Genomic DNA, 25,951 nt, shown 5'->3' on the forward strand with positions numbered 1-25,951 from the left:
TTTTGTAGCAGAAATAAATATATCTATTTTACATGGAAACTAACCCAAAAAAGAAGAACTCCTTAAAACACGTTCTTTTTGGAAGCCTAATTGGTACTACAATTGAATTTTTTGATTTTTATATTTACGCTAATGCAGCTGTATTAGTTTTTCCACAATTATTTTTCCCCAGTTCAGATTCGACTATGGCGACTCTGGAATCGTTAGCTACTTTTTCAATTGCATTCTTATCACGACCTTTAGGTTCTGCTTTTTTTGGTCATTATGGTGATAAAATCGGACGTAAATTTACATTAGTGGCGGCTTTATTAACAATGGGTATTTCTACAGTTACGATTGGATTTTTGCCAAGTTACGCCAGTATAGGTGTTGCGGCGCCATTATTGTTGATGCTTTGCCGTTTTGGACAAGGTGTTGGTTTAGGAGGTGAGTGGGGAGGAGCAGTTTTGCTGGCTATAGAAAATGCACCGCCAAACAAACGTGCTTGGTACGGAATGTTTCCGCAACTAGGCGCTCCAATAGGATTGTTACTTTCGGGAGGAACATTTTTATTGTTAACCGATTCAATGAGTAATGAAGATTTTATGGATTATGGATGGCGAATTCCATTTATTGCCAGTTCACTTTTGGTTGTAGTCGGTTTTTATATTCGAACAAAAATTACTGAAACACCTTCATTTGAAAATTCTAAAAAAGAGAAGGAAGAAGTTAAAATCCCTTTTTTAGTATTGGTAAAATCATATAAAAATCAGTTAATTTTTGGGACGTTTGCTGCCATTACAACTTTTTTAGTTTTTATTTAATGACGGTTTTTACATTGAGCTGGGCGACTTCAGATTTAGGAATTGTCAAAAGAGATGCATTATTAGTGCAATTATTCTCGGTACTGTTTTTTGCGGCTTTTATTCCAGTTTCGGCAGTAGTTGCTGATAAAATCGGACGTCGTAAAATGCTTATTGTTGCCACAGGAGCTATTGCAGTTTTTGGTTTTTTCTTTTCGTACTTTCTGAGTACTGGAAACATTGCTTTAATTACCACTTTTGCTTGCATCGGAATGGGGTTAATGGGGTTCACTTATGGTCCTTTAGGAACATTTTTATCAGAGTTGTTTCCAACAAATGTTCGTTATTCTGGTGCTTCTTTGACTTTTAATATGGCAGGAATTCTTGGAGCTGCTTTTGCGCCAATGATTGCCATTTATTTAGCCTCTACTTATAGCGTAAGTTATGTAGGGTTGTATTTAACAGCCGCAGCTTGTATTTCATTATTTTCGTTTTTGGTAATCAGTAAAGAGGAGCATAAGTTTTAGAATATTTTTAAAGATATACGAAAGCAGTAATTTAAAAATTACTGCTTTTTTTTGTTAGTTTAAAAAGTATTTAGATATTTGTCTAAATATGTAAATAGAATGAATGATATTTTTAAAGCATTAAATGATGCAACAAGAAGAGAAATTCTTGAGCTTTTAAGACAGAAAGATATGTCTGCAGGCGAAATTGCAGATGCATTTAATATTTCAAAACCTAGTATTTCGCATCATTTAGATATTTTAAGACGAGCGGATTTAATTACATCCGAAAAAAAAGGGCAATTCATCATTTATTCCATCAATACCACCATAATGGAGGATGTCTTGCAATGGATATTAACTTTTAAAAAATAAAAAATGAATTTAGAATTAAAAAAAGAGCTTCCAATTATTGGAATTGTATTGGCTCCTTTTGTGTATTTAGGTACAATTTGGAACAGTCTTCCGGAAAGAGTTCCAATACATTGGAATATTAATGGACAAATTGACGATTGGGGAAATAAATCTTTCTTGATTGTATTGGTTTTTATGCTGCCGGGCTTAATGTATCTTATTACGATTGCTGCTGCAAAATTTGATCCTAAAAAAAGGATTTCTTTAATGGGGTCTAAATTTTATCAATTGAAGTTTTTTCTGATTTTGATTATGTCTTTGCTTGCATTGTTCATAATATACATCTCAAAAAATCAAACTTTTTCAAATCCGAATTTAATGTATGTTTTGATTGGTGCTTTATTAATGGCATTAGGAAATTATTTTAAAGTAATTCAGCCCAATTATTTTATCGGAATTAGAACACCGTGGACATTAGAAAATCCTGAAGTTTGGAAAGCTACGCACGTATTTGCAGGTAAGCTTTGGTTTGGCGGCGGTCTAATTATCATTTTAGGGGCACTTATTTTTTCAGGCCCTATTTTCGCTAAAGCTTTCATTGCTATCGGAGTTGTTTTAGCATTTGTACCAATTGCATATTCCTTTATCAAATTCAAGCAATTAGAGAAAAAAGAAGAAAAACTGTAACGGTTGAAAATCAATTAAATCATTCACTTATTCAAATAAAAATGTTAAAAACAGTACTTATTATAATTACAGCTTTAATTTCTTTTATAATGAACGGACAAGAAATTACAGGACAATGGAATGGACTTTTGAAGGTTCCGAACGGGCAGTTAAGAGTTGTTTTTCATGTCAACAAAGCAGAAAATGGATATAATGGGACAATGGATAGTCCAGATCAGAAAGTCACAGGAATTCCTTTGGGGAAAGTTGTTTTTGAAAATTCGATTTTAAAATTGGAAATTCCAAGTGCTCAAATTTCTTACGAGGGTACCTTGAATAAAGATAATATTGTTGTTGGAAAATTTACGCAGGGAGGACAATCTTTAGAACTGGATTTATCTAGGGAAACTATTCAAAAACAAGTTTATGCAAGACCTCAGGAACCGCAAAAGCCTTACCCATATTATACTGAAGAAGTAAAATTCGAGAATAAAATAGATAACGTCGTTTTAGCAGGAACTTTGTCTCTTCCTAAAAAAGAGGGTAATTTTCCGGCTGTGATATTAATTACAGGAAGTGGCAGACAAAATAGAGATGAAGAACTTTTAGGACATAAACCGTTCCTCGTTTTAGCGGATTATTTGACTAAAAAAGGCATTGCGGTATTACGTTTTGATGATCGTGGTGCAGGCGAATCTACAGGAGATTTTTCGAAAGCATCCACGATTGATTTTTCAAAAGACGTTCAGGCTGGAGTTGATTATTTAAAAACAAGAAAAGAAATTGATAAAAAGAAAATGGGATTAATTGGTCATAGTGAGGGCGGACTAATTGCACCTATTATAGCTGGAAATTCTAAAGATGTTGATTTTGTTGTTTTATTGGCAGGTCCAGGTCTGCGTGGCGATGCTTTATTACTTTTACAAACCGAATTAATAGAGAGACAAAGTGGTGTTTCTAACGAGGAAATTAAAAAAAGACAAGAAATTTTAAAGGGGGCTTACGATCTTGTTTTGGCTTCTTCTGCAAATGATGAAAATTTCAAAAAGAGTGTAGGTACTTATTTTAATTCAAAATTTGATGAGAATCAAGCAAAAGCGGCGACGCACCAAATTACAAGTAATTGGTGGTACACTTTTATAAAAATGGATCCAGCAGTTGCTTTAGCAAAAGTAAAATGTCCAGTTTTAGCGCTTAATGGAAGTAAAGATTTGCAAGTCCCTGCAGAAGTTAATTTACAAGTGATAGAAAAGACTTTAGCAAAAGCGGGAAATAAAAAAGTGACGGCTAAAATTTTACCTAATTTAAATCATTTGTTTCAGGAGTGTAAAATAGGTTCGCCAGATGAATATGAAAAAATTGAACAGACTTTTTCTCCAATAACTTTAGAAGAAATATCAAGGTGGGTTTTATTGCAGACGAAATAAGTTAAAAAATGTTGTAAATAAAAAACAACCGCAAAATATACTTTTGCGGTTGTTTTTTTATCGTTTCAAACTAAAATGACCTCTAAATTCGGTTCCATTTGCTCGAGTAACCGTAAACCAATAATCGGAAGCAGGTAAATCCTGACCGCTGAAAGTTCCGTCCCAAGAAGTATTTTTGCTTAGTTGTTTAAGGAGTTTTCCATAACGATCATATATTTTGATACTACTATTTGGTGCGAGATAATCAAAATTAATGGACCAAGTGTCATTGTAACCATCATCATTTGGAGTAAAAAAATTAGGAAAAGGAAGTTCATCAACTAAATTAATGCAATCTTTATGTGTCGCTTCAAGAATATTTATGGTAACAGGAATTCTGTCGCTTTCGCAGTTATTTAAGGTTTGAGTGGCATAATAAGTATTTCCATTTTCTAAAGGAGTTGACTCCGATAACACAATTGTCGAAGAAGCACTTTCGAACCATTTTGTATTTTGCCCTGTAATATCAATATCATTAATAGTAGCATTTTTCTGAATACAAAATGCTTGTGGTGAATCAGCAAGTGGGATTTGAGTATCCTGAATTTTTACAGTTATGGCAAATAGTGGGCTTTCGCAATTATTCAATGTTTGCGATGCGTAATAGATGTTGTTTTGTAATAAAGTTGTTTCGGGTAATATATTTCCGTTTGTTGCGGCATCGTACCATTTAATATTGTTCCCATTTATATTTAAATTTTCGATAGTAGCAATTTCATCTATACAAAATTGTTGATTATTACTTCCTGTTGGTAATGTGGTGTCGTAAATTCTAACTAAAAAAGGAGTTCTATCACTTTCGCATCCAATAGTTTGAGAAGCGTAGTATGTTCTGTTGTCTTCTAATAAAGTAGTGTTTGGTAAAGTGGCTGCAGACATATTGGTATCGTACCATTTTATATTCTGCCCTAAAATTTGAATACTGCTTAAGGTTGCATTTTGGTTTTTACAAAAAGACTGATTTACGTTTCCTGTTGGAGCAGAAGGCGTATTTACGATTGTAACAGTAACTCCAAATCTCGGGCCTTCGCAGTCATTAATTGTTTGCGAAGCATAGTAGGTTTTTCCGTTAATCAAATTTGTTGTTCCTGCTAACAAAGAACCATTAGTTAATGTATCGTACCATTTTATTGAAGTTCCGATAACTTGAATATTGGCAATTGTGGCATTTTGACTTGTACAAAAAGGCTGATTTGCAGTTCCTGTTGGTGCTAGAGTATTTTGAATTGTAATTGTTACTGGAACTCTTTCACTCTCACATCCATTAATAGTTTGCGATGCATAATACGTTATTCCATTTTGAAGTAAAGTTGTATCTGGTAAAAGTGTTCCAGCCGTTAGGGCGTTATACCATTTTATAGTATTTCCTGTAATTTGAATATTGGCTAATGTTGCATTTTGCTGTATGCAGAAGTCTTGAGTAGAATTTACTGTAGGAATAGGAACACTTGTAATTTCTACAACTTGATTTTGAGTTGATGAATTTCCATTTCCATCGTTATAATTCCAAACAATTGTGTAAGTTCCAGGTAAGCTATAAGATAATGGACTTGTAGTTGTTCCAGTAATTTGTCCAGCACATGCATCTGCAGCACTTGGGATTGTATTTATTACAGTGTTGCAATCTCCAGTTATTATTGGTAAAATATTCATTTTAGGAACTGGAGCTTCTATATCACCAATTATAACACTGATTTTTTTAATGTCATCACAATCTCCACTTCCTGTAATTGTACATGAATATTCACCGGAGTTTGAAGTTGTTGTATTTATAATTTTTGGGTTTTGATCAGTAGATACAAATCCGTTTGGTCCTGTCCAGGAATAGTTTGTTCCTCCTGAGGCCGTAAGTTCTAATGTTTTGCCAATACATACGGGTGAGTTACTAGAGGCCGTTAAGTTCGATTGGCAATCTTTAAATTTTACTAGAAAAGCATCTCCAATATTTGGGGTATAACTATTAATTTTAGGATATAGATTTAGTTGATATGTACCAGGGGTTGCAATATTTGTTGTACTATTTGTTGCTCCTGCCAAATAAATATTTGACTTGTTATCTACATCTGTGATCAATGCATTATCTGCCATTTCTCCGCCAAAGTATGTTGCCCATTCTCTTTGTCCATTTGTATTGAATTTTACAAGATAGGACTCTGTTCCAGGATTACGGGTTTCTTGGTAAGCATTTATTGTAGGTGAAAATCCATTTTCAGCCCGTCCTGCAAAGTAAATAGAACCATTTTTTGAAACAGATCCTCCTAATGTTTCTGGAAAAAAGTAAGATCCCCAGATCTTTTGACCATTACCGTTGAATTTAAAAATACAACCATTACTAGTATTTTGATTAATTGAAATTTGAGTTCGAAGATAGGTTTCCTGAAAAACACCTGAAGTGCTTATGTTTTGGATACTGTTTGTTTTTCCAAAACAATAAATGTTATGATTTGAGTCTACTCCCATGTTGAGAAAATAATCATCACCTTCTCCACCAAAATAGGTTCCCCATAGTATATTTCCATTTGGTGTGAATTTTGCTAAGAAGCCATCTGATTTAAGATTTGTTTCTTGATAAGAATTTACTGTCGATATATTGTTGCTGCTTCCTGTAGAGCCAAGAATAATAATATTTCCATCTGAATCAAATTCGGCATCAAAAATAGCATCTGCTTTACTTCCTCCGTAATATGTTGCCCATTGACGAACACCTGCAATATTAAATTTAGCTATGAAGCCATCTTGTGTACCATCCGATGTGTTTCCAACATTACTTTGATGAGAATTGGGTGTCGCAATATTTGCGGTACTATTAGTTTCTCCAAAAATGTAAAAGTCTTCATTTGAATCAATTAAAATGCTATTTATAGATTCGTTGTCTGATCCTCCGTAATAAGTAGCCCATTTTCTAATGCCGTTCGAATCAAATTTGGCCACGAAACCATCAAAATAACGATTTTTTACTGGTTGATGAGTTCCTGAAGTTGAAATATTTGTAGGGCTTAGACTTTTACCAGCTATATAGATGTTGTCATTATTTGAGACTTTAATTTTCATAATTTGATCAGCAAAATTCCCGCCAAAATAAGTTCCCCAAATACGAGTGCCATCAGGATTAAATTTAACAAAAAAAGCATCATAGTCTGTGCTTGAATAATAAGATGTTTGAAAAGAGCCAGAAGAAGCAATATTGCTGATGCTGTAGGTTACTCCAGCCATATAGACAAAATCGTCTTTTGTGAAAATTGAGGTTGCATAATCGAACTCTGCACCGCCATAATATGTTCCCCACAATCTTATTGGCACAGGATCAATTACAATCGTTTTTTCATTAGAACAATCTACTGAATTAAATCCATAAGTGTTTTTATTTATTTTTTTATATTCAACCTCAATCTCCGTTTTACTATTTCCGTCTTCAATCCAACTCGCAGGAAGCGTTTCTTCCATTTTTCCAAAACGAACATTCATTTGGATTTTATTATCAACTAAATTAGTTTCAGCTCCAGTAAATTTTAATTGAATATCAGAAATTTTTCCTTTTGGATGAATTACAAAATTATATTCGACTGTTTTTTGAGGATCGGCAGGAATTGTAAAAATAACATCAATATTTGGATAGATGTTTTTGTACGTAATTTCTTTGAATTGATATACGTTGGTAATTCCCTCAGGTTTATTAGGAATATTGTAGTAGTTGTCAAAATCGGTTAACTTTTGTTTAGTAACTAATTCTACTTTTGAATTTGAGTTTAGAAATTCAATATCGATTCTATGGTATGTATATTCTAAACTAAACTCTTGGTTTTCGTTATTTTCCTTGTCAAAAGTTAAATCTGGAAGTGTTTTTGCTGTTTTAGAACAAACAATAGGTGTTTTCTTTACTTCGTAAATATCATATGAGAATCCATTTTTCTTTAATTGAACATTTAATCCATTAGAATTCAATAAATATTTTACAACGGTATTGGGTTTTCCTTTTTGATCTACAATTTGACCTTTATTTTCTTTAAAACCAATGGATTGGTTTTTGTTTTGAGAATATAATTGAATTGCAATGAACAAAAAAAATAAAAGTAATTTATGTTTCATAGGTTTGTTTTGGATAGGAGTAAAATTAATTAAATATCTTACAAAACAAAATCAAAAATCTAAAACGACTGCTTATAGAATCTTTCCCATAAAAATCTCTAAATATCTCGTATTTTTGCAAAAAATAATTTCTGTTGAAAACTAAACTCTTCGTTATAACGCCGCCATTTACACAACTGAATACTCCGTATCCGGCAACGGCTTATATAAAAGGTTTTTTGAATACCAAAAATATCGAGTCGGTTCAGGCAGATTTGGGTATTGATGTGATTTTAGAATTGTTCTCGAAGAAAGGATTAAATAATTTGTTTAAAACTTCAAGTCTTAAGTTTGAGACTTTTGGTTTTGAAATCTCAGATAACTCTAAGCGTATTTTTGCTTTACAGGATGAATACATCAAAACCATCGATGCTGTAATTCAGTTTTTGCAGGGAAAAAATCCAACTTTGGCTTTGCAGATTTGTCAGGAAGATTTTCTGCCTGAAGCTTCTCGTTTTGCACAGTTGGAAGAGCTTGACTGGGCTTTTGGAACAATGGGAACGCAAGATAAAGCCAAACATTTGGCGACTTTATATCTTGAAGATATTTCGGATTTTATTGTAGAATGCGTTGATGAAAATTTTGGCTTCAGCCGATATGCAGAACGTTTAGGCCGAAGTGCCAATTCTTTTGATGAATTGTACGAAGCGCTTCAACAAGAACCAACTTATATTGATTCCGTTTTAATTTCTATTTTAAAAGAAAAAATTGAAGCTGTAAAGCCTACGTTCTTTTTGATTTCTGTTCCTTTTCCAGGAAATTTATACAGCGCATTTAGATGTGCACAATGGGTAAAACAAAACCACCCCGAAATTAAGATTTCAATGGGCGGCGGTTTCCCAAATACAGAACTGCGTTCACTTTCAGATAAACGTGTTTTTGAATTTTTCGATTTCATCACTTTAGACGATGGCGAAGTTCCAATAGAAGAACTTATTGAAAATATGTCATCCCGAGCGGAGTCGAGGGGCGAGAAGCATTATAAAAGAACCTTTTTATTAGAAAAAGGAGAAGTAGTTTATAAAAATAATTCGTTAAAACACGATTATAAGCAATCACAAGTAGGAACTCCAGATTACTCAGATCTGCCTTTGGATAAATACATTTCGGTAATTGAAATTGTAAACCCAATGCACAGAATGTGGAGCGATGGGCGTTGGAATAAACTTACTATGGCACATGGCTGTTACTGGGGAAAATGTACTTTTTGTGATATTTCGTTAGATTATATTAAAGTTTACGAGCCAGTTGCGGCAAGTTTACTTTGTGATCGAATGGAAGAAATGATTTTGCAAACGGGGCAAAATGGTTTTCATTTTGTTGATGAAGCTGCACCGCCAGCTTTAATGCGCGCTTTGGCACTTGAAATTCTAAAGCGAAAACTTGCAGTTACATGGTGGACGAATATTAGATTTGAAAAAAGTTTTTCTAAAGATCTTTGTCTTCTTTTAAAGGCGTCTGGCTGTATTGCAGTTTCAGGTGGTTTAGAGGTTGCTTCAGACCGATTGTTGAAATTAATAGACAAAGGTGTAACAGTGGAGCAAGTTGCTAAAGTAACTCGCAATTTTACCGAAGCGGGAATTATGGTTCATGCCTATTTAATGTACGGATATCCAACACAAACGATCCAAGAAACAGTTGATAGTCTTGAAATGGTTCGTCAATTGTTTGAAGCGGGAGTTTTACAGTCTGGATTTTGGCATCAGTTTGCATTAACGGCTCATAGTCCGGTTGGGTTGTATCCTGAAAAATTTGGTGTAACTAAGGCTTCTGAAACTATTGGAACTTTTGCTAATAATGATATTGAATACACAGATTCAACGGGAATTAATCACGATAAATTTAGTTTTGGGTTAAAGAAATCGCTTTTTAATTTCATGCACGGAATTTGTTTTGATTACGAACTTCAAGATTGGTTTGATTTCAAAATTCCAAAGACAAAAATTCACCCCGATTTTATATTTAATGCACTTGAAGAGCAAAATGATTTCAATACAAAGCCAAATGCAAAAGTGATTTGGCTTGGCGGAAAACCTTCAACGGAGATTTTTACTAAATCTAAAAAAGGCAGAAGCTGGGAAATGATGTCGCTGACTTTTCATGACAAAAAACAAAGTTTTGCTATTCAAACCAGTAATGAAGAAGGTAAATGGTTAATTGAAATTCTAACTAAAATTTCAGTTTCAAATCCTAAAAGTTATACTTTTCAAGAAGTGAAAAATGACTTTGAAACTCATTTAGAAGATTTTGAATTGTTTTGGTATTCAAAACCTATAAACACTTTACGCGAGTTCGGATTATTAGTTTTATAAATTAGTATTCTACAAAAGTTCCGTCGCTTGGAATTGCAGTTTTAGAGAGAAGATTGTTTTCAGCAAGAGCCGTTTTGAGTTCTTCACGAGTTGTTGGACAATGGTTTAAAGCTTCAAGATGATTTGCAAAAACATTTCCAGGAGCAAGTGTTGTAAATTTCAAAATATCATTCATTCGCATTAATAAAGGCTGTCCAAAATCTAATCTGGCAGTTCCGCAGGCAACAGTTGCAATATCAGGTTTTAACTCGATGAGCGCTTTTTGCACATCATTGGTAAAAATGGTGTCAGCGCTTATGTAAACAGATTTCTCATTTTCGAGTTCGATGTAAAATCCCATTACATTTCCCATTAATTTTGCAACAAAACCATAACCATGAAGCGCCGGAATGCCAATAATCTTTCCATCTAAAAAAGATTGAGGTTCCCAGTAATTTAAAGTTTGAACAATGTTAAGTCCTCTTTTCGTTAACTCTTTTTCATCTTTTGTGTTGCAAATAACAGATATTCCTTTTCGTCTTAAAAAGACTTCACCAGCTTTGTCTATATGATCAGGATGTAAATGAGTAATTAAACAATGAGTTACTCTGCTCAAAATTTCTCGGCTGTTTTTAGGCAAAGAAACTAAGGGATTTCTTTTTGGTTTGTATCGAAAGATTGTAAATGGAGGAATCGTTTTTCTTTTTCCTAACATTGGATCAACCAAAATTACATGCTTCTCTGTTTCAATAACTAAAGTCGCATTTCGCAAATGATGTATTTTCATATCTGGAAAATTAGATATTAAAAATACAAAGATTTTTCAAATTTAATTTATAGATTTCTCTTTGTTTTTAATAAAATTGTTAGTGTTTAAATTAAGAATTTTCAGGAATTTATTCAATAGAAAACCTGAAACCAATTCCGTGAAGATTTTCTATCGAAATACCTTTTTCATTGGATAGAATTTTACGAAGCCGCGAAATAAAAACATCAAGACTTCTACCCATAAAATAATCATCAGTTCCCCAAAGAGAGGTTAGGATTTGTTCTCTTTTTAATACAGAGTTTTTATTATCGAGAAATAGTTTTAATAATTCGGCTTCACGCTGAGTAAGTCCAATTTTTTCATCATCATTAAAGAGAATGAAGTTTTTAGTATCAAATTGGTATTTTCCAATTTCGTAGATCGATTTCTCAACCGTGATATTTCGCTGTGAGCGTTTTAGAAAAATTTCAATTTTAAGCATTAATTCTTCAATACTAAAAGGCTTTACCAAATAATCATCAGCTCCTAAACGAAGTCCTTTTATACGATCTTCTTTTAAAGTTTTTGCTGATAGAAAAATAATAGGCACATCTAAATCTATTTTTCTTATTTCTGAAGCCAATTCAAAACCATCCATTTTTGGCATCATAATATCAAAAATACAAATGTCAAAACTCTCTTTTTTAAAAGTTTCCAAGCCAGATTTACCATCAATACAATGAACAACTTCGTAATTGTTTTGTTCTAAATTATCCTTGGTCAAAAAGGCTAATGTTTCATCATCTTCGGTATAAAGTATTTTATATTGTTTCATTTTTTATAAGGAATAGATAAAGTTATAGTAACTCCGTTTGTTGCATTATTTTCGGCTTTAATTTTCCAGTTTTGCAGTCCGCAAATTTCTTTTACATAATATAAACCAAGTCCAAAACCATTAACCTCATTGCTTTTTTCATTTTGAATCCGATAAAATTTATCAAATATAAAGGATATTTTTTTAGAAGAAATTCCAATTCCATTATCAATAATTTCAATCTTTAAAATTGACTTTTCGTCCGATATTCTAACTGTGATTTCTGGTTTTCTATTGCAGTATTTTACCGCGTTGTCTAAAAGGTTATAGATGATATTAGAAAAATGAAATACATCTGTTTCTAATAAATATTCCTTTGAAAGCGTTTCAATTTTGATGACCGCTTCTGGATATTTCAGCTGAATATTTTCAATTGCTTCTTCAATAATTGGAATAATTAAAACGGTTTCCTTTTTTAATTCTAAAGGTCGGTAATCTGATTTGGCAATATTTAAAATCTTTTCGATATGGTGATTCAGCTTATTGCTTTGGTTGATAATGATCTCCGTATAAGTATGAAGTTTTTTGTTCTCCTTAATCGGATTTTGGTCGCTCAGATATTTTGAAGCAATTAAAATGGAAGATAAAGGCGTTTTAAACTCATGAGTCATATTGTTAATGAAATCCCGCTGCAGCTCAGAATATTTTTTTTGCTGTAAGAGTGTAAAAATAGAATAAACGTAAATTAGTAAAACTAAAATTAACGCAATCGAAAGAACAAACCAAAATCGCATTGAGCTAAATAAATAGCTGGTTTCATTGGGAAAACGAACAGCAAAATAATAAACTAAATTTTTGTGTTTAGGAAAATGAACGGTCTTTTTCTCTTTACCTTTTTGTGATAATGAAATGTAATTTCCGTAAACCATTTCGTCGCTTTGACAATTGTACATCGTATATTCAAAATCAGTCGTAATATTCATTTTTTTAAACTCAGATTTTAGATAGAACTCTAAAATATCAGGTTCAAAATCATTTTCAACATTTACGATATAATAATCATTTGCAATTTTTTGAACCGAAATCTGCGTCGGCATTTCATGATTTGTGCCTTCGTATAGTTTTTTTGCCACTTCCAGCAACGCAATATGTGCTTTTTGGTTCAGTTTTTTTTGTTCAATAGTAAAAGCTTCTTTCGTCCAAAGCAATTGCGCTACCAAAATGCTGATTATGGCAACCAATCCTAATATTATAATGCTATTTAGTTTGTTTATTTTCAAGAAAAGAGACTTTAAAAAAGTGTAATATTAATCAAAAATAGATTTAAAAACAGCAATTAACAAGTCGTTAACAAAGATTTGAAACTGGTTAACAGCGATTTGATTTAGTCTGGATTACTTTTGAAATATAAAATTTGAATTATAAACCAATTAAAATATTTAACTATGAGAATCATTAAAATTTCTATGCTTGCTTTGGCTTTAGGCTTAATGTCTTTTTCAGCAATAGCACCAGTACAATCATTAGTTTCTGAAACAACAGTAATTGAAGCAGCTTCAACAATTGTTTGGAAAGCCGAAACAATTGATGTTGGACAGATACCTCAAGGTACTCCAAAAGCGATTGTTTATGAATTTAAAAATACAGGAAAAACAGCTGTAGTAATTACAGATGTAAAAGGATCATGCGGTTGTACAGCAACTGATTATACAAAAGAACCAATTTTACCTGGTAAATCTGCTAAAGTTACTGCAACTTACAATGCAGCAAACAAAGGAGGATTTACAAAAACAGTTACCGTAACAACAAGTGCTGAAACAACTCCAAAAGTACTTACATTAAAAGGAACTGTTATTTAATAAGTTTATTTTTAGAGGTTAGTTATATAAAGTGGATACTCCAAATGCGTTATGTATTTGGAGTTTTTTTGTTTTTATTTCTATTGTTTTTTTGAATAAAACAGGATTAAATAAGAACAAATTTATTTTTTTATAATTGGTTTGTTTTCAGTAAAACTTTTCTATTTTTATACAAAAAATAGTATGAAAATTTGGTATTCTTTTATTGCTGTTATGCTTCTTGCAGTTGTAGTTTCGTGTAATTCTAAAGCGGATAAAAAAGAAGATAATCAAACCAAAACGGCAAAAGCAGTTGTTCCTGAACTTAGACTTACTATCGACAGCATTGCTATTGCTAGTTTTTACGAAACCTATCCTAAATTAAAGAATTTTCAAGAGGAGGTTTTTTCTTTATATAAAAAGAAGGAATCGACACAATTGTGGCTTGATAACAAAGGGGTGGTCGAGTTTGGAAATACGCTGTATAACAAATATAAAGGTTTAGATAATGAAGGTTTAAAAGCCAATTTTCCATACAAAGAAATCAACTTTATTTTTGAGGGTAATGCAGATAACAAATTGTCGCAAGTAAATACTGACTTGATGATAACCAATTTGTATTTTTATTACGGAGAAAAGGTATATCGTGGTTTTGATGAAAAAACGACTAGATCTTTAGAATGGCTTCTTCCTCGAAAAAAAATGAATTATCAGGTTTTCTCTGATTCTATTTTTCAAAAATCTACTATAAACGACGATCGAAAGAGTAAAATGTTTAGTCAGTATTATAAACTGCGCGATGTTCTTCGTGAATACAGAGAAATTGAAAAAAAAGGCGGCTGGAAAACTATTGAAATAGACGATAATTATAAAAATCTCAAATTAGGAGATTCGTCAAAAGTTATAGCCCAAATTAGAGAAAGACTTTATATTACAAAAGATATTAAAGAGGATACGAAAAGTGCCGTATGTGATTCTGTTTTAATGAAATCGATTAAAAACTACGAATTGCATCATGGTTTATCTCCCAAAAATATAATCTTGCGAGAGCATATAGACGAAATGAATGTTCCCGTATCAGATAGAATTAAAACTATAATTGCCAACATGGAGCGCTGCCGCTGGATTGATCCCGAATTAGAAAAAGGCAAGGAATATCTGGAGGTAAATATTCCTGAGTTTAAATTGTATTTAATTCGAGATCGTGAAATTGCATTTACATCGGCGGTTGTGGTAGGTAAGGCAATGACAAAAACAGTTGTTTTTAGCGGAATGATGAACAATATTGTTTTTAGTCCATATTGGAATGTTCCAACGAGTATTATCAATAAAGAGATAAAACCGGGAATGGCTAAAAATAAAAATTATTTAAAACAGAAAAATTTAGAATGGAATAATGGCGCTGTTCGTCAACTTCCGGGAAAAAATAACTCATTAGGTTTAGTGAAGTTTTTATTTCCAAATTCCAGTAATATTTATCTGCATGATACACCGTCAAAAAGTTTATTTGAAAGAGAAAGCAGAGCTTTCAGCCATGGATGTGTGCGTGTGGCTAAACCTCGTGAACTGGCAATTGAATTATTAAAACAAGATCCCTCATGGACACCTGCAAGAATAGACAAAGCCATGCACGCAGGTAAAGAAAGCTGGTACACATTAAAAAACAAAATACCTGTTTATATTGGTTATTTTACAGCTTGGGTTGATCGAGAAGGGAACATGAATTTTTACAAAGATATTTATCAAAGAGATGAAAGTTTGATAAAACTACTGACAGAAGAATAAACATAAAAGTTTTAGCTGTGAATTACACGATGTAAAACTAAATTTCCGTTTATAAATTCGTGTAATTTGCAGTGAAAATTATTTATTCATGACATCAATACACTTGTAGAAACGTTTTGTATAATGTTCCGTATCCAAAGCTGTAATGGTAACTTTTTGTGCTTTTCCAGATGAGGCGTGAATAAATTTAGACTGCATTCCATTTGCTTCACATATTATTCCAACATGGCCAACTACATTTCTGTTCTTGTATCCATAAAAAACTAAAACATCACCAACTTTAAATTCTTCAGGTTTTAAAGCGGTTCCAAGATTTTTGTAACCACCGGAACTTCTTGGTAAATTCATGCCGAAGTTTTTAAAAACATAACCTACAAAACCAGAACAATCAAATCCTTTTTTGGGATCATTGCTGGCGTATTTGTATGGTATGCCTAAGCTTTTCTTAGCATATTCGATAATAGAATCTCGGTTAATTTCGGTTTGTATTTTTGGATTAGAAAAAGCAGTTTGTTGTTCGCTCTTTTTTAAAGTAAAAGAAGAAAATATAGTAAAAGATAGTAAAGCTATAAGGAGATACGATTTCATTTTTTATAAGAAGAAAATATTTAAACGATAAAGATAGGTTCTAAAAATTGTAAATCAAAAGAATGGTGTTTATTATTTGTAAGAATTAACTGTTTCAAAGACCTTCTTTAGTGTGTTAAAGTATATGTTTTTATTACTTTTGGATATTTTAGATAGATTGTTTCAAAAAATTTTAGGAATCGCATTTGTGTTTTAACAAATAAATTATGTTTAGCAAAAAAGGGGGCTAATAAAAAATAATATATTTAAGTTTGTTTTCTTTCTGTTGATTTCCAATACTATGATGGCAAACATTACACTTCCAAATTTTTTTGGTGATAATATGGTTTTACAGCGCAGCTCAAAAGTGAAAATGTGGGGTTGGGCAAATCCGAATGAGGAAATCAAATTGGTTTCGAGTTGGAATAATCAAGAGTATAAAACTGTTGCTGATAGTGAGGCAAAATGGGAGTTTTACATTAAAACACCTGAAGCTGGAGGACCTTTTACAATCGTAATAAAAGGCTTTAATGAAGTTGTTTTAAAAAATATTTTGATTGGAGAAGTTTGGCTTTGTGCAGGACAATCAAATATGGAAATGTCTGTTGACTGGGGAATTGATGATGGTGAAGAAGAGGCAAAGAATGCCTCAAATTCAAATATCCGCTTTTATACCGTTCCAAAATTGACAGCCCTAACTCCGCAGCATAATTTATATGGGAATTGGGCAGAATCGACTCCAGAAACCATGAGAAATTTTAGCGCCATTGGCTATTTCTTTGCTAAGCGCTTGCAGGAAGAAGATTTAAAAAATGTTCCAATTGGATTGATTTCTTCAAATTGGGGAGGAACTCCCGCAGAGATTTGGATGCCAGAAGAAGTTGTACAAAATAATCCTGTTTTGTTGGAAAGTGCCAAGAAATTAAATAAGCAAGAATACGATCCACATTTGCCTGGACGCGCTTATAATGCAATGATTCATCCTTTTGCAGGATTTAAAATTGCCGGCACACTTTGGTATCAAGGAGAATCAAATGTTGGTTCGTTGGTTTATGATAAGGCATTATCCGCTTTGATCGCTTCGTGGAGAAGGGAATGGAATGACGAATTTCCTTTTTACTTCGTTCAAATAGCTCCTTTTAAAGCAGGAGCAAATAATTTTTCGAATGTTATAGTTAGAAATTCTCAAAGAAAAATTTTGAAAGAAGTCTCGAAAACTGGAATGGTTTTGACTTCGGACATTTCGGATACGATTGATATTCATCCAAAAAATAAAAAAGAAGTTGGAATTCGTTTAGCAAATTTAGCTTTGGCTGAAACCTATAAAATCAATTTAAGTTTAGTTAATGGGCCGCTTTTTAAGGAAATTAAAATAGAGAAAAATACAGTAGAAGTTTCTTTTGACTATGCTGAAGGATTGCATTTCAAGAATAAAAATTCTAAACAATTTGAAGTCGCTGGAGCTGATGGGGTTTTCTATTTTGCCGAAGCATCAATAAAAAATAGTAGAGTTGTTTTGATATGCAAAAAAGTAGATAATCCTCAAAAAGTCAGATTTGCTTGGGGAAATACAATACAATCCGACTTGTTTAATGAAGCAAATCTGCCAGCTTCTTGTTTTATTACAGAGTAGAAGGAATTTTTAAAGTTCTTTTACAGCTTTAAGTTGTTTTGTTTTTTACTCGACAAGATCAAGTTGAAACGGACAATGAATAATACTTAAGTGTAAGTTTTTATTTATATCTTTGAAAGACAGCGATATAAGAAGAGCTGAGAAGTGGTTTTTATGACGTTGATTTTAAAGGTAAGCTGAAAACTTTATAGAGTAGGCACGATTTTAAAAGTATACTTATGGAAAATTCTTTATTTAAAAAAGTAAAAAAAGCTATTGATTACTGGTATATTCCTTTATTAGTTGGATTACTGTTTGTTGGAATCGGAATTTGGTCTTTTATGACGCCGTTGGCAGCTTATTTAACTCTTGCGTTTCTCTTTAGTGTTTCGTTTTTAGGAAGCGGAATTTTTGAAATCATTTTTGCTCTTTCAAACAGAAAGAAAATCGACAATTGGGGATGGACATTAGCATCCGGGATTATAGGTTTAGTAGTAGGAATATTGCTGGTTATTAATCCGCTGATTTCAATTACTCTGCTTCCGCTTTATGTAGGTTTTGTAATTCTATTTCGCTCTATAATGGCTATAGTTATTGCCTTTAATTTAAAGAGTTATGCCGTTTCTGATTGGGGAAATCTTTTGATTCTAGGAATACTGGGAACTATATTTTCGTTTGTATTATTATGGAATCCAGTTTTTGCAGGACTTTCATTAGTATATTGGACTGCTTTTGCTTTTATTGCTCTTGGAATTTTTTATATTTATTTTTCTTTCAAATTAAAGAGAATACATGATATGCATTAAGATGATTTTAATTCTTAGATAACACAAACCCGATAGTTTTTATAAATCTGTCGGGTTTGTTTTTTGAGTCGAAATAAAAAAATAAGTATCTTTCGATGGTTAAACCTAGAAAAGGCTATTAAATCTTTTTAGGGTTATTTGGTAGAATATTTAATCTCAATTTTAGATAATGAAATACAACAGATGCGGAAGAAGCGGTTTATTACTGCCTGAAATTTCCTTAGGATTATGGCATAACTTTGGGTCAGTAGATAATTTTGAAAATGCAGAAAGTATTGCTGTAGAAGCTTTTGATAAAGGAATTACACATTATGATTTGGCTAATAATTATGGCCCGGTTCCGGGTTCTGCTGAAACAAATTTTGGTAAAATTTTATGGCATAATTTTCAGGGAAATTTACGTGATGAAATTATCATTTCAACAAAAGCAGGTTATACAATGTGGGATGGACCTTATGGCGATTGGGGATCTAGAAAATATTTGCTGTCAAGCTTAGATCAAAGTCTAAAAAGGATGAAGGTAGATTACGTAGATATTTTTTATTCACATCGTCCTGATCCTGAAACGCCAATTGAAGAAACAATGATGGCGTTGGATTATGCAGTAAGAAGCGGTAAAGCACTTTATGTTGGAATCAGTAATTATTCGGCGGAGCAAACTCGTGCAGCGGTTGATGTTTTAAAGCAATTAGGTACACCATGTTTAATTCATCAAGCAAAATACTCTATGTTAGAACGCTGGGTAGAAAATGGATTGTTGGATGTTTTAGAAGAGAAAGGAGTAGGCTGTATTGCATTTTCGCCTTTGGCACAAGGACTTTTAACGGATAAATATTTAAACGGAATCCCAGAAAATTCTAGAGCGCATAATCCAAACGGACACTTGAAGGAGGATGAGGTTACACAAGAACGCATTCAGAAATTGATTCAATTAAATGAAATTGCTAAAAACAGAAATCAATCTTTGGCGCAGATGGCATTGGCTTGGCTACAAAAAGATAAACGAATTACGTCTGTTTTGATTGGTGCGAGTTCTGTAAAGCAATTAAATAATAATATAGATTGTTTGCAAAAATTAGAGTTTACCCCTGATGAATTGAATGCAATTAAAAGGATATTAGCATAGAATAATATCTAATTTAGATAAAAATAAAACGCACTGCAATAGCAGTGCGTTTTTGGTTATATATAGTATAATCTGTGACACTTAATTGTGTCTACATTGTTACTGTAAAAGTTTTTGAATACTATTCGTTTTAAAGTTGTTTCTGTTTTTTGGAGAGATAAAGAGTATAGAATAAAAGTGCGTGAAATTTAAATAAGTATAATAGTTAAGAATAAAGTCATTTTTGCGGTTTGGAAACCTGTTCAAATTTCGGACAGGTTTTTTGTTTTTAAAGGGTAATTGGTCGTGTAAAAAGCGACCTTTTTTAAAGTATTCATAGTTGTTATTTTTGTAGGAATTTTTACGATTTGTTTTTGAGTGACTGTGTTGTTTTGTAAAAATGATGTTTCGTTGTTATTTATGTTTTGTTTTTAATCAACCCTATTTTTTAACGGGTAAAGTTATTTTTGAGTGATTTAAAAAGCTAATTTCCGTGTTTTATTATTGTTATTTTTTGTTTTACCCTTGTTTTTGTGGTGTTATTTTCAGAATTGAGTTATTGAATTTTTAAAAACGAAACCTTATAAATGTCAAATAATGATTATTGATGTTTTAATTTTTGTAATCCGTAATTCTTCGTTTAAAAAGCCAAAAAAGTAGTTTTCAATTATTCTACTCATGCAAAAGTTAATAAATTCGCTAATGAAAATGAGGAGGTTTTACAGGCAGATTCAAGGTTTTAAAAATGACTTATACTATTAAATAGATATATAAAAGATTAACTAACCAAAATCAATTAATAACTAAAAACCAATTAACACATGAAAAAAGTATTTTACATTTTAGCCGCGACGTTAACGAGTTCTTTTGCTTTTGCCCAAGATGATGAAACGAAAACTTCGCCGGCAACAACTTGGGGAGGGTCTGCAGATGCTTACTATAAATATGATTTTTCGAAACAAATGAACGGATTAACGAGCTTTACCAACTCGCAAGATTCGTTTGAATTAGGAATGGCGTCGATAGAGGCGGGACATACATTTGGAAAAGCTTCTGTTTTTGTAGACTTAGGCTTTGGAAAAAGAGCAGGAGAGTTCTCCTATAATGAAACGACTGATAAAGATATAACAGCAAAATTTTTGATCAAACAATTGTTTTTTACTTACCAAATTACTGATAAATTTAAAGTTGTAGCAGGTAGTTTTGGAACTCATATTGGATATGAAGTTTTAGATGCTGTCGATAATAAAAACTACAGCATGTCTTATGCTTTTTCTTATGGTCCATTTTTTAATACCGGTGTAAAAGCACAATATACTTCAGGAAAGTTTACTGCGATGTTTGGTATAACTAATCCTACTGATTTTAAATCGGCAATGGACGCGGGTTCTACTCAAAAAACATATATAGGTCAGTTAGGATATATTGGTGAAACTGGAAGTGCTTATTTGAATTTTACTTCAGGCAGCAGTAATCCATCTTCTTTAGAGAATAAAACACAGTTTGATTTTGTTGCGTCAAAAACAATAAGCGACAGCTTTGGACTTGGATTTAATGCAACTTATGCTAAAACCAAAAATGATATTTCAAGTGTAGATGATGGTGAGTGGTTTTCTTTAGTAGGTTATGCAAATTATGCATTTTCGCCATCATTACTTTTAGCTTATAGAATGGAATATTTTGATGCAAAAAGTGCTGCTCCAAGTTTAGGAACTTTAACTGGATCAAATGTTTTTGCTAATACAGCTTCTTTAAATTATAAAGTTGGAAAACTGACTATTATTCCAGAGATAAGATACGATGCCGCATCAGAGGACATCTTTTTAGATAAAGATGCTGCTCCAACCGGCGGATCATTCTATGCTCTTCTTGCTACAACATACTCTTTCTAGAGATAAAGATTGATATTTTTTTTTTTTTTGGAGCTGTCGAAACATATTAATGTTTTGGCAGCTTTTTTATTAGAATGTCTTTCTCTTTTGCTGCAGATTAAAAAAATGAAAAAAGATTTATGTGCTTTGTTTGATGTTTTACCGTAGTACGTTAATTATGAGAAATTAACGAAATGCATAGTATGACGATTTCTAATCTGTATTTAAATTCGTTTTTTAATTTTTGATAATTGGTGTTCGTGCTGGCAAATTGTGGGAACTAAAAGGAACAAAAAAAGCGCATTTCTAAAATTGTAGAAATGCGCTTTTGTATTTTGTGAATACTATTTATTGAACTTGTTTCTTATAAATCGAATAAATAGTGTCTATTGTTTTTCGGTCTAAAGTGGCAGTTACATCAGTTTGAATATAATGCAGTTTAAAAGCCATAATAGCTGCCGAAAGATTTTTAGTGTTATATCCTATTATTCTTAGTGCAGGCTCTATTTTAAAGTCAAAAGGAGCTTCTTCTAGTACAACATCCGGCCAAATTCCAAAACCTTTCTCAGCTAAAGTTTTCCAAGGGAACAGTGCACTTGGGTCTTGTTTTCTGCCAGGAGCAATATCAGCATGCCCTAATATGTTTTGAGTTGGAATATTGTAATCTTTTTTAAGCTTGGTTAAAAGAGCAACTAAACTGCTAATTTGAGCTTCTGTAAACGGTTTGAATCCATTGTTGTCAAGTTCAATCCCGATTGAAGTAGAATTCAAATCAGTATTTTTTCCCCAAGTAGCATTTCCTGCGTGCCAAGCTCTTAGATAATCGTTTAGCATTTGAACTACTTTTCCGTTTTCAGAAATAATATAGTGCGCGCTTACTTGTGTTTTAACTTTGGTAAAAGTATTAATCGTTTGCTGAAGTGAATCTTGAGCGGTGTGATGAATAATAATAAAGCTAGGTTTCCTTAAGTTAAAGTTTACCGTACCAACCCATTCTGTATTTATTCCATTTTGTAAAGCTGTAGATCCAGTTTTTGATAAAGTATCTTTAATAATGCCCAGTTGAGCAGCATACGAAGTATCAATGATTACTGGTGTTATTGGCGGAATAGATTGAGGTTCTTTGCTTGTAATTTGATTCTCCAGAGTTTTAAGCTGTTGATCGTAAGCTTTTTCGGTATTCTTGTAAGGATTTGTTGAGCAAGAAGTAATTATAATTGCTAAAAATAGATAACAAAAATGTTTTTTTGCCATGGTTAGTTGCATTTTATGGTGAAGTTTGAGCAATTATTCTTGCCCTTTTTCTACAGGTTTGTCTTCTTCTTTTTCTTTGTTATCTTTTGAATCTTTTTTCTTTTTTGATTTAGAAGGTTTTTTGATTTCTTTAAAGTTCTCCATGAAAGTAGTGTACTTTGCAACTTGATCAGGATTTAAAAAAGCACCTATTTTTTTATTTGTACTTTCTCTTAGAGCTTTTATTTGTTCAATTTTTACTTCTTGGCTGCTGCTTTCATTTTTTAAAAGAATACCTTGCTCTCTCATACTGTCAGCCAAAACATTTGTTATTGCAATTACCTGTAATTCGTCTAAATTAACAGCTGGTTTCATTTGTTCAACAATTAATGAAGCAGTTTCTTCTACAGGAACTTCTTTAGGTTTACTTGGAGTACTTTGTGGTCCTTGCATCATGCTTCTGTCCATTCCCATTCCGCCGCCTCGTCCGTAGCCATTTCCATAACCGTTCCCGTAACCATTTCCATAGCCATTATTATATCCGTTTCCGTATTGAGCAGAAACAGAATTGAAGCAGAATATGGTGAAAACCAAAAGAAATAAAGATTGTGTAGCTTTCATATAAAAAGTTTTTTATCTAAAATTGATAATTATTTAGGTAAATTTAAGCAGGTTCTCCGTATAAATCAAATTCTGTAGCTTCAATTATGCGTATATTAACAAATTCTCCTGTTTTTACATAATGTTTAGAAGCGTCTATTAAAACTTCATTGTCAACATCAGGACTGTCAAATTCTGTTCTTCCTACAAAATGTGCACCTTCTTTTCTGTCGATAATACATTTATAAACTTGTCCTACTTTTTCTTGATTTAAATCCCATGAAATTTGAGACTGTAATTCCATAATTTCATTAGCTCTTGCTTGTTTCACGTCGTCTGGAACATCATCTTCTAGTAAATAGGCATGCGTGTTTTCTTCATGAGAATAAGCAAAACATCCCATTCTGTCAAATTTCATTTCCTGAACAAAATCTTTCAAAATTTCAAAATCCTCCTGAGTTTCACCTGGATAGCCAACGATTAAAGTTGTTCTAATTGCCATTCCTGGAACTGCAGCGCGGAAATCTTTTAATAATTGTGTTGTTTTAGCTTGTGTTGTACCACGACGCATTGATTTTAAAATAGAATCTGAAATATGCTGTAATGGAATATCAATGTAATTACAAATTTTAGGTTCGCGTTTCATTAATTCCAAAACATCCATCGGGAAACCAGTAGGATAAGCATAATGCAGACGAATCCATTCAATGCCTTCTACTTTCGCCAATTCTTCTAATAATTCAGCAAGATTTCTTTTTTTATAAAGGTCTAAACCGTAATAGGTTAAGTCTTGAGCGATTAGTATTAATTCTTTAACGCCGTTTTTTGCTAAACCTTGTGCTTCTTTAACTAATTTTTCAATTGGTTGTGAAATATGTGATCCACGCATCAACGGAATAGCACAAAAACTGCAAGGTCTGTCGCAGCCTTCAGCAATTTTTAAATAAGCATAATTTTTAGGAGTTGTTGTTAGTCTTTCCCCTAATAATTCATGTTTATAATCGGCTCCTAAAGCTTTTAACAGCTGAGGTAATTCAGTTGTACCAAAATATTGATCTACATTCGGGATTTCTTTTTCTAAGTCTGGTCTATAGCGTTCAGATAAACATCCAGTTACAAAAACTTTATCAACTAAACCTTTGTCTTTTTTATCAGCATATTCCAAAATCATATTAACTGATTCTGCTTTTGCATTATCAATAAACCCACAAGTGTTAATTACAATAATGTTTCCTTCATCCTTAGTGGCTTCATGAGTAACTTCTTTACCGTTTGCACGAAGTTGTCCCATAAGCACTTCACTATCATATACATTTTTTGAACACCCAAGAGTGATTACGTTAATTTTGTTCTTTTTTAAAGACTTGGTTCTCATACTTTTATAAATTGGAGTGCAAAATTACACTTTTTTATTCAAACAGCGCTTGTTTCGATTCTATTTAGGTGTTTTTTGTGATGTAAATTGTACTGTATGCTGTGTTTTTTCTGTCGAATTAGACTTCTTTTGTTAGGAGTAAAAAAAAATCCGTCAAGCAAGAACCTGACGGAAGTTTTATTATTCTGTTTATTTTTAAATTACAATTCAAATAATAAAGTCAATGTAACATTGTTGAGTTTTGATGTGATATTGGCACCATCGGTAAATCCTTTAGTAAAGAAACCTTGGTTTGATTTTCTTTCAGCATAAGAATAAGCTAAGTCTAGTTTTGTGCCTCCAAAATTATAACCTAATCCACCAGAATAACTGTTTAAATCTCCAATAGTAGTTTTGTTTTTATACGGGCTTCCTTCATATCTGTATCCGCCTCTTAAGCTTAATTGGTTTATTTTGTATTCTGCTCCAATTCTTAATTCTCCATTATTAGTCAGCTGATTACTGATGTCGTTATTTACACCTCTAAATCCTGGATCGTTAGTAGGTTTGTATTTTGTGTTTCCATAATCTTTAATAGCGTAATCAACGCTGATTAAACCTGATTTTCCGAATATATACGCCGCACTAAAAGTTGTTTTTCCAGGAGTTTGCAAAGTGTATGATTCGTAAACATTAATAACGTTAGGGTTTATGTCTGCATATTTCTCAGGTCCATTTGCTGCTTGCGTAGTAGTGTGAAGGCTTTGAGAGACTTCGTCATAAAGTTCATACCAAGTATTTGATTCGTAAGCTAATCCAAGTCTGAAAGAGTCTGTTACTTTAGCAATTGCGCCAAGTTGAAAAGAGAATCCATTTCCGTAAGTATAAAGTTCGTTATTAAAACGTAGGTTGGAAATCGTTTCTGTAGGTTCTAATGGGTTTGAATTATCTTCATAGAAACTGCTTGATCTTCTGTAATCAGTAATGTGAGCGTTTAAATTTGCTCCAAAATAAATACGATCTTTATATGAGGTTGAAATGTTAAAACTTAATTTGCTGTTATATCCTCTCGCGTAAATTTCATTTTCGTGATAGTAGTTTCCGCCTGCAGGAACATTAGAAGTGTATTGAGTATTGTTTTTGTCTAATGGATTTACTGGATTTATGACAAAACCATAGTAGCCAAAATAGGCTTGCTGCTCATCATAAAACTGATTTTTATATGGTATTCCAGTAATGTCTCCTAACGGAATTCCGTTTGCATAAGTAAGGAAATAGTTGTCTATAGAATTAGTTGGATTTGTTCCGGCTGAGAAAACATTGTTGTTAAAATTATTGGTGTTTTCATAAGTGGCTCCAATCGCAATTTTTTTCCAATTGTTGTTTGGATTCCTATCATTAAAAACAAAGATGGCTCCCACTTGATTT

The 25,951-nt window shown here is 32.4% G+C and carries 21 protein-coding genes; 12 read left to right on the forward strand and 9 right to left on the reverse strand.

The genetic code is table 11. The features are described 5' to 3' along the window. Positions 1-32 precede the first annotated feature (32 nt). From BOW55_RS21210 to BOW55_RS03315, 5 genes are all read left to right on the forward strand, one after another. Positions 33-803 (forward strand): MFS transporter, encoded by a 771-nt coding sequence (locus BOW55_RS21210; RefSeq protein WP_241686458.1) that lies wholly within the window; start codon positions 33-35, stop codon positions 801-803. Then, positions 803-1,309: an MFS transporter gene (locus BOW55_RS21215; protein WP_241686459.1), complete on the forward strand. Its 507-nt coding sequence runs from the start codon at positions 803-805 to the stop codon at positions 1,307-1,309. Before BOW55_RS21210 ends, BOW55_RS21215 begins: the two co-directional genes overlap by 1 nt. A 99-nt stretch (positions 1,310-1,408) precedes the next feature. Next, a complete protein-coding gene (locus tag BOW55_RS03305) occupies positions 1,409-1,663 on the forward strand; it encodes an autorepressor SdpR family transcription factor (protein WP_089056237.1) in 255 nt (84 codons plus the stop codon). A 3-nt stretch (positions 1,664-1,666) separates the two neighbouring features. Next, entirely contained in the window at positions 1,667-2,329 is a 663-nt protein-coding gene (locus tag BOW55_RS03310) for an SdpI family protein (RefSeq protein ID WP_129022958.1), read from the forward strand. 41 nt (positions 2,330-2,370) lie between these two features. Further along, positions 2,371-3,735 (forward strand): S9 family peptidase, encoded by a 1,365-nt coding sequence (locus tag BOW55_RS03315; RefSeq protein WP_129022959.1) that lies wholly within the window; start codon positions 2,371-2,373, stop codon positions 3,733-3,735. Between the two features lie 57 nt (positions 3,736-3,792). On the opposite strand, the gene BOW55_RS03320 is transcribed toward BOW55_RS03315, so the two are convergent. Then, positions 3,793-7,860: a T9SS type B sorting domain-containing protein gene (locus BOW55_RS03320; protein ID WP_129022960.1), complete on the reverse strand. Its 4,068-nt coding sequence runs from the start codon at positions 7,858-7,860 to the stop codon at positions 3,793-3,795. A 134-nt stretch (positions 7,861-7,994) separates the two neighbouring features. Here BOW55_RS03320 and BOW55_RS03325 point away from each other — a divergent pair, with 134 nt between their 5' ends. Then, positions 7,995-10,211: a radical SAM protein gene (locus BOW55_RS03325; protein ID WP_129022961.1), complete on the forward strand. Its 2,217-nt coding sequence runs from the start codon at positions 7,995-7,997 to the stop codon at positions 10,209-10,211. Position 10,212: 1 nt separating this feature from the next. Here BOW55_RS03325 and BOW55_RS03330 read toward each other — a convergent pair whose 3' ends face one another. From BOW55_RS03330 to BOW55_RS03340, 3 genes are all read right to left on the reverse strand, one after another. Further along, the gene (locus tag BOW55_RS03330; RefSeq protein ID WP_129022962.1) at positions 10,213-10,977 is read right to left on the reverse strand and encodes an MBL fold metallo-hydrolase; all 765 of its coding nucleotides are present in this window, start codon (positions 10,975-10,977) and stop codon (positions 10,213-10,215) included. A 109-nt stretch (positions 10,978-11,086) separates the two neighbouring features. Beyond that, positions 11,087-11,773, reverse strand: coding sequence for a response regulator transcription factor (locus BOW55_RS03335; protein WP_129022963.1), 687 nt, complete (start codon positions 11,771-11,773; stop codon positions 11,087-11,089). Further along, entirely contained in the window at positions 11,770-13,032 is a 1,263-nt protein-coding gene (locus tag BOW55_RS03340; RefSeq protein WP_129022964.1) for a sensor histidine kinase KdpD, read from the reverse strand. The genes BOW55_RS03335 and BOW55_RS03340 overlap by 4 nt, the downstream gene beginning before the upstream one ends. Before the next feature lie 165 nt (positions 13,033-13,197). Here BOW55_RS03340 and BOW55_RS03345 point away from each other — a divergent pair, with 165 nt between their 5' ends. Continuing rightward, the gene (locus BOW55_RS03345) at positions 13,198-13,611 is read left to right on the forward strand and encodes a DUF1573 domain-containing protein (protein ID WP_129022965.1); all 414 of its coding nucleotides are present in this window, start codon (positions 13,198-13,200) and stop codon (positions 13,609-13,611) included. Between the two features lie 183 nt (positions 13,612-13,794). Continuing rightward, positions 13,795-15,375, forward strand: a complete 1,581-nt coding sequence (locus BOW55_RS03350) for a murein L,D-transpeptidase (RefSeq protein ID WP_129022966.1) — start codon at positions 13,795-13,797, stop codon at positions 15,373-15,375. Positions 15,376-15,453: 78 nt separating this feature from the next. Here the strand turns inward: BOW55_RS03350 and BOW55_RS03355 are convergent, their stop codons facing one another. Further along, positions 15,454-15,963: a C40 family peptidase gene (locus BOW55_RS03355; RefSeq protein WP_129022967.1), complete on the reverse strand. Its 510-nt coding sequence runs from the start codon at positions 15,961-15,963 to the stop codon at positions 15,454-15,456. Positions 15,964-16,243: 280 nt separating this feature from the next. Here BOW55_RS03355 and BOW55_RS03360 point away from each other — a divergent pair, with 280 nt between their 5' ends. From BOW55_RS03360 to BOW55_RS03375, 4 genes are all read left to right on the forward strand, one after another. Beyond that, positions 16,244-17,575, forward strand: a complete 1,332-nt coding sequence (locus BOW55_RS03360) for a sialate O-acetylesterase (protein ID WP_241686460.1) — start codon at positions 16,244-16,246, stop codon at positions 17,573-17,575. A gap of 218 nt (positions 17,576-17,793) precedes the next feature. Further along, positions 17,794-18,360, forward strand: a complete 567-nt coding sequence (locus tag BOW55_RS03365; protein WP_089052948.1) for an HdeD family acid-resistance protein — start codon at positions 17,794-17,796, stop codon at positions 18,358-18,360. 169 nt (positions 18,361-18,529) lie between these two features. Beyond that, entirely contained in the window at positions 18,530-19,486 is a 957-nt protein-coding gene (locus BOW55_RS03370; protein WP_129022969.1) for an aldo/keto reductase, read from the forward strand. An 800-nt stretch (positions 19,487-20,286) separates the two neighbouring features. Then, on the forward strand, positions 20,287-21,357 hold the full coding sequence (locus BOW55_RS03375) for an outer membrane beta-barrel protein (RefSeq protein WP_089052950.1): 1,071 nt from the start codon (positions 20,287-20,289) through the stop codon (positions 21,355-21,357). A 327-nt stretch (positions 21,358-21,684) separates the two neighbouring features. On the opposite strand, the gene BOW55_RS03380 is transcribed toward BOW55_RS03375, so the two are convergent. The 4 genes from BOW55_RS03380 to BOW55_RS03395 form a co-directional block, all read right to left on the reverse strand. Next, on the reverse strand, positions 21,685-22,590 hold the full coding sequence (locus tag BOW55_RS03380) for an N-acetylmuramoyl-L-alanine amidase (RefSeq protein WP_089052951.1): 906 nt from the start codon (positions 22,588-22,590) through the stop codon (positions 21,685-21,687). A 33-nt stretch (positions 22,591-22,623) separates the two neighbouring features. After that, on the reverse strand, positions 22,624-23,190 hold the full coding sequence (locus tag BOW55_RS03385; RefSeq protein WP_129022970.1) for a hypothetical protein: 567 nt from the start codon (positions 23,188-23,190) through the stop codon (positions 22,624-22,626). A 43-nt stretch (positions 23,191-23,233) separates the two neighbouring features. Next, positions 23,234-24,544: a 30S ribosomal protein S12 methylthiotransferase RimO gene (gene rimO, locus BOW55_RS03390; RefSeq protein WP_089056222.1), complete on the reverse strand. Its 1,311-nt coding sequence runs from the start codon at positions 24,542-24,544 to the stop codon at positions 23,234-23,236. A gap of 200 nt (positions 24,545-24,744) precedes the next feature. Next, positions 24,745-25,951, reverse strand: a 1,207-nt coding sequence (locus BOW55_RS03395) for an OmpP1/FadL family transporter (protein WP_129022971.1), incomplete at its 5' end; no start/stop codon positions are given.

Origin of the sequence: Flavobacterium sp. YO12 (assembly GCF_004119495.1) — a bacterium.
Classification (GTDB): Bacteria; Bacteroidota; Bacteroidia; order Flavobacteriales; family Flavobacteriaceae; genus Flavobacterium.

Bases quoted from the DNA above. Each gene is read 5' to 3' on its own strand.
- BOW55_RS21210 (WP_241686458.1), top strand. From the start codon at position 33: ATGGAAACTAACCCAAAAAAGAAGAACTCCTTAAAACACGTTCTTTTT.
- BOW55_RS03365 (WP_089052948.1), top strand. From the start codon at position 17,794: ATGGAAAATTCTTTATTTAAAAAAGTAAAAAAAGCTATTGATTACTGG.
- BOW55_RS03360 (WP_241686460.1), top strand. From the start codon at position 16,244: ATGATGGCAAACATTACACTTCCAAATTTTTTTGGTGATAATATGGTT.
- BOW55_RS03355 (WP_129022967.1), bottom strand. From the start codon at position 15,963: ATGAAATCGTATCTCCTTATAGCTTTACTATCTTTTACTATATTTTCT.
- BOW55_RS03310 (WP_129022958.1), top strand. From the start codon at position 1,667: ATGAATTTAGAATTAAAAAAAGAGCTTCCAATTATTGGAATTGTATTG.
- BOW55_RS03335 (WP_129022963.1), bottom strand. From the start codon at position 11,773: ATGAAACAATATAAAATACTTTATACCGAAGATGATGAAACATTAGCC.
- BOW55_RS03345 (WP_129022965.1), top strand. From the start codon at position 13,198: ATGAGAATCATTAAAATTTCTATGCTTGCTTTGGCTTTAGGCTTAATG.
- BOW55_RS03375 (WP_089052950.1), top strand. From the start codon at position 20,287: ATGAAAAAAGTATTTTACATTTTAGCCGCGACGTTAACGAGTTCTTTT.
- BOW55_RS03380 (WP_089052951.1), bottom strand. From the start codon at position 22,590: ATGGCAAAAAAACATTTTTGTTATCTATTTTTAGCAATTATAATTACT.
- BOW55_RS03370 (WP_129022969.1), top strand. From the start codon at position 18,530: ATGAAATACAACAGATGCGGAAGAAGCGGTTTATTACTGCCTGAAATT.
- BOW55_RS03330 (WP_129022962.1), bottom strand. From the start codon at position 10,977: ATGAAAATACATCATTTGCGAAATGCGACTTTAGTTATTGAAACAGAG.
- BOW55_RS03350 (WP_129022966.1), top strand. From the start codon at position 13,795: ATGAAAATTTGGTATTCTTTTATTGCTGTTATGCTTCTTGCAGTTGTA.
- BOW55_RS03315 (WP_129022959.1), top strand. From the start codon at position 2,371: ATGTTAAAAACAGTACTTATTATAATTACAGCTTTAATTTCTTTTATA.
- BOW55_RS21215 (WP_241686459.1), top strand. From the start codon at position 803: ATGACGGTTTTTACATTGAGCTGGGCGACTTCAGATTTAGGAATTGTC.
- BOW55_RS03320 (WP_129022960.1), bottom strand. From the start codon at position 7,860: ATGAAACATAAATTACTTTTATTTTTTTTGTTCATTGCAATTCAATTA.
- BOW55_RS03305 (WP_089056237.1), top strand. From the start codon at position 1,409: ATGAATGATATTTTTAAAGCATTAAATGATGCAACAAGAAGAGAAATT.
- BOW55_RS03385 (WP_129022970.1), bottom strand. From the start codon at position 23,190: ATGAAAGCTACACAATCTTTATTTCTTTTGGTTTTCACCATATTCTGC.
- rimO (WP_089056222.1), bottom strand. From the start codon at position 24,544: ATGAGAACCAAGTCTTTAAAAAAGAACAAAATTAACGTAATCACTCTT.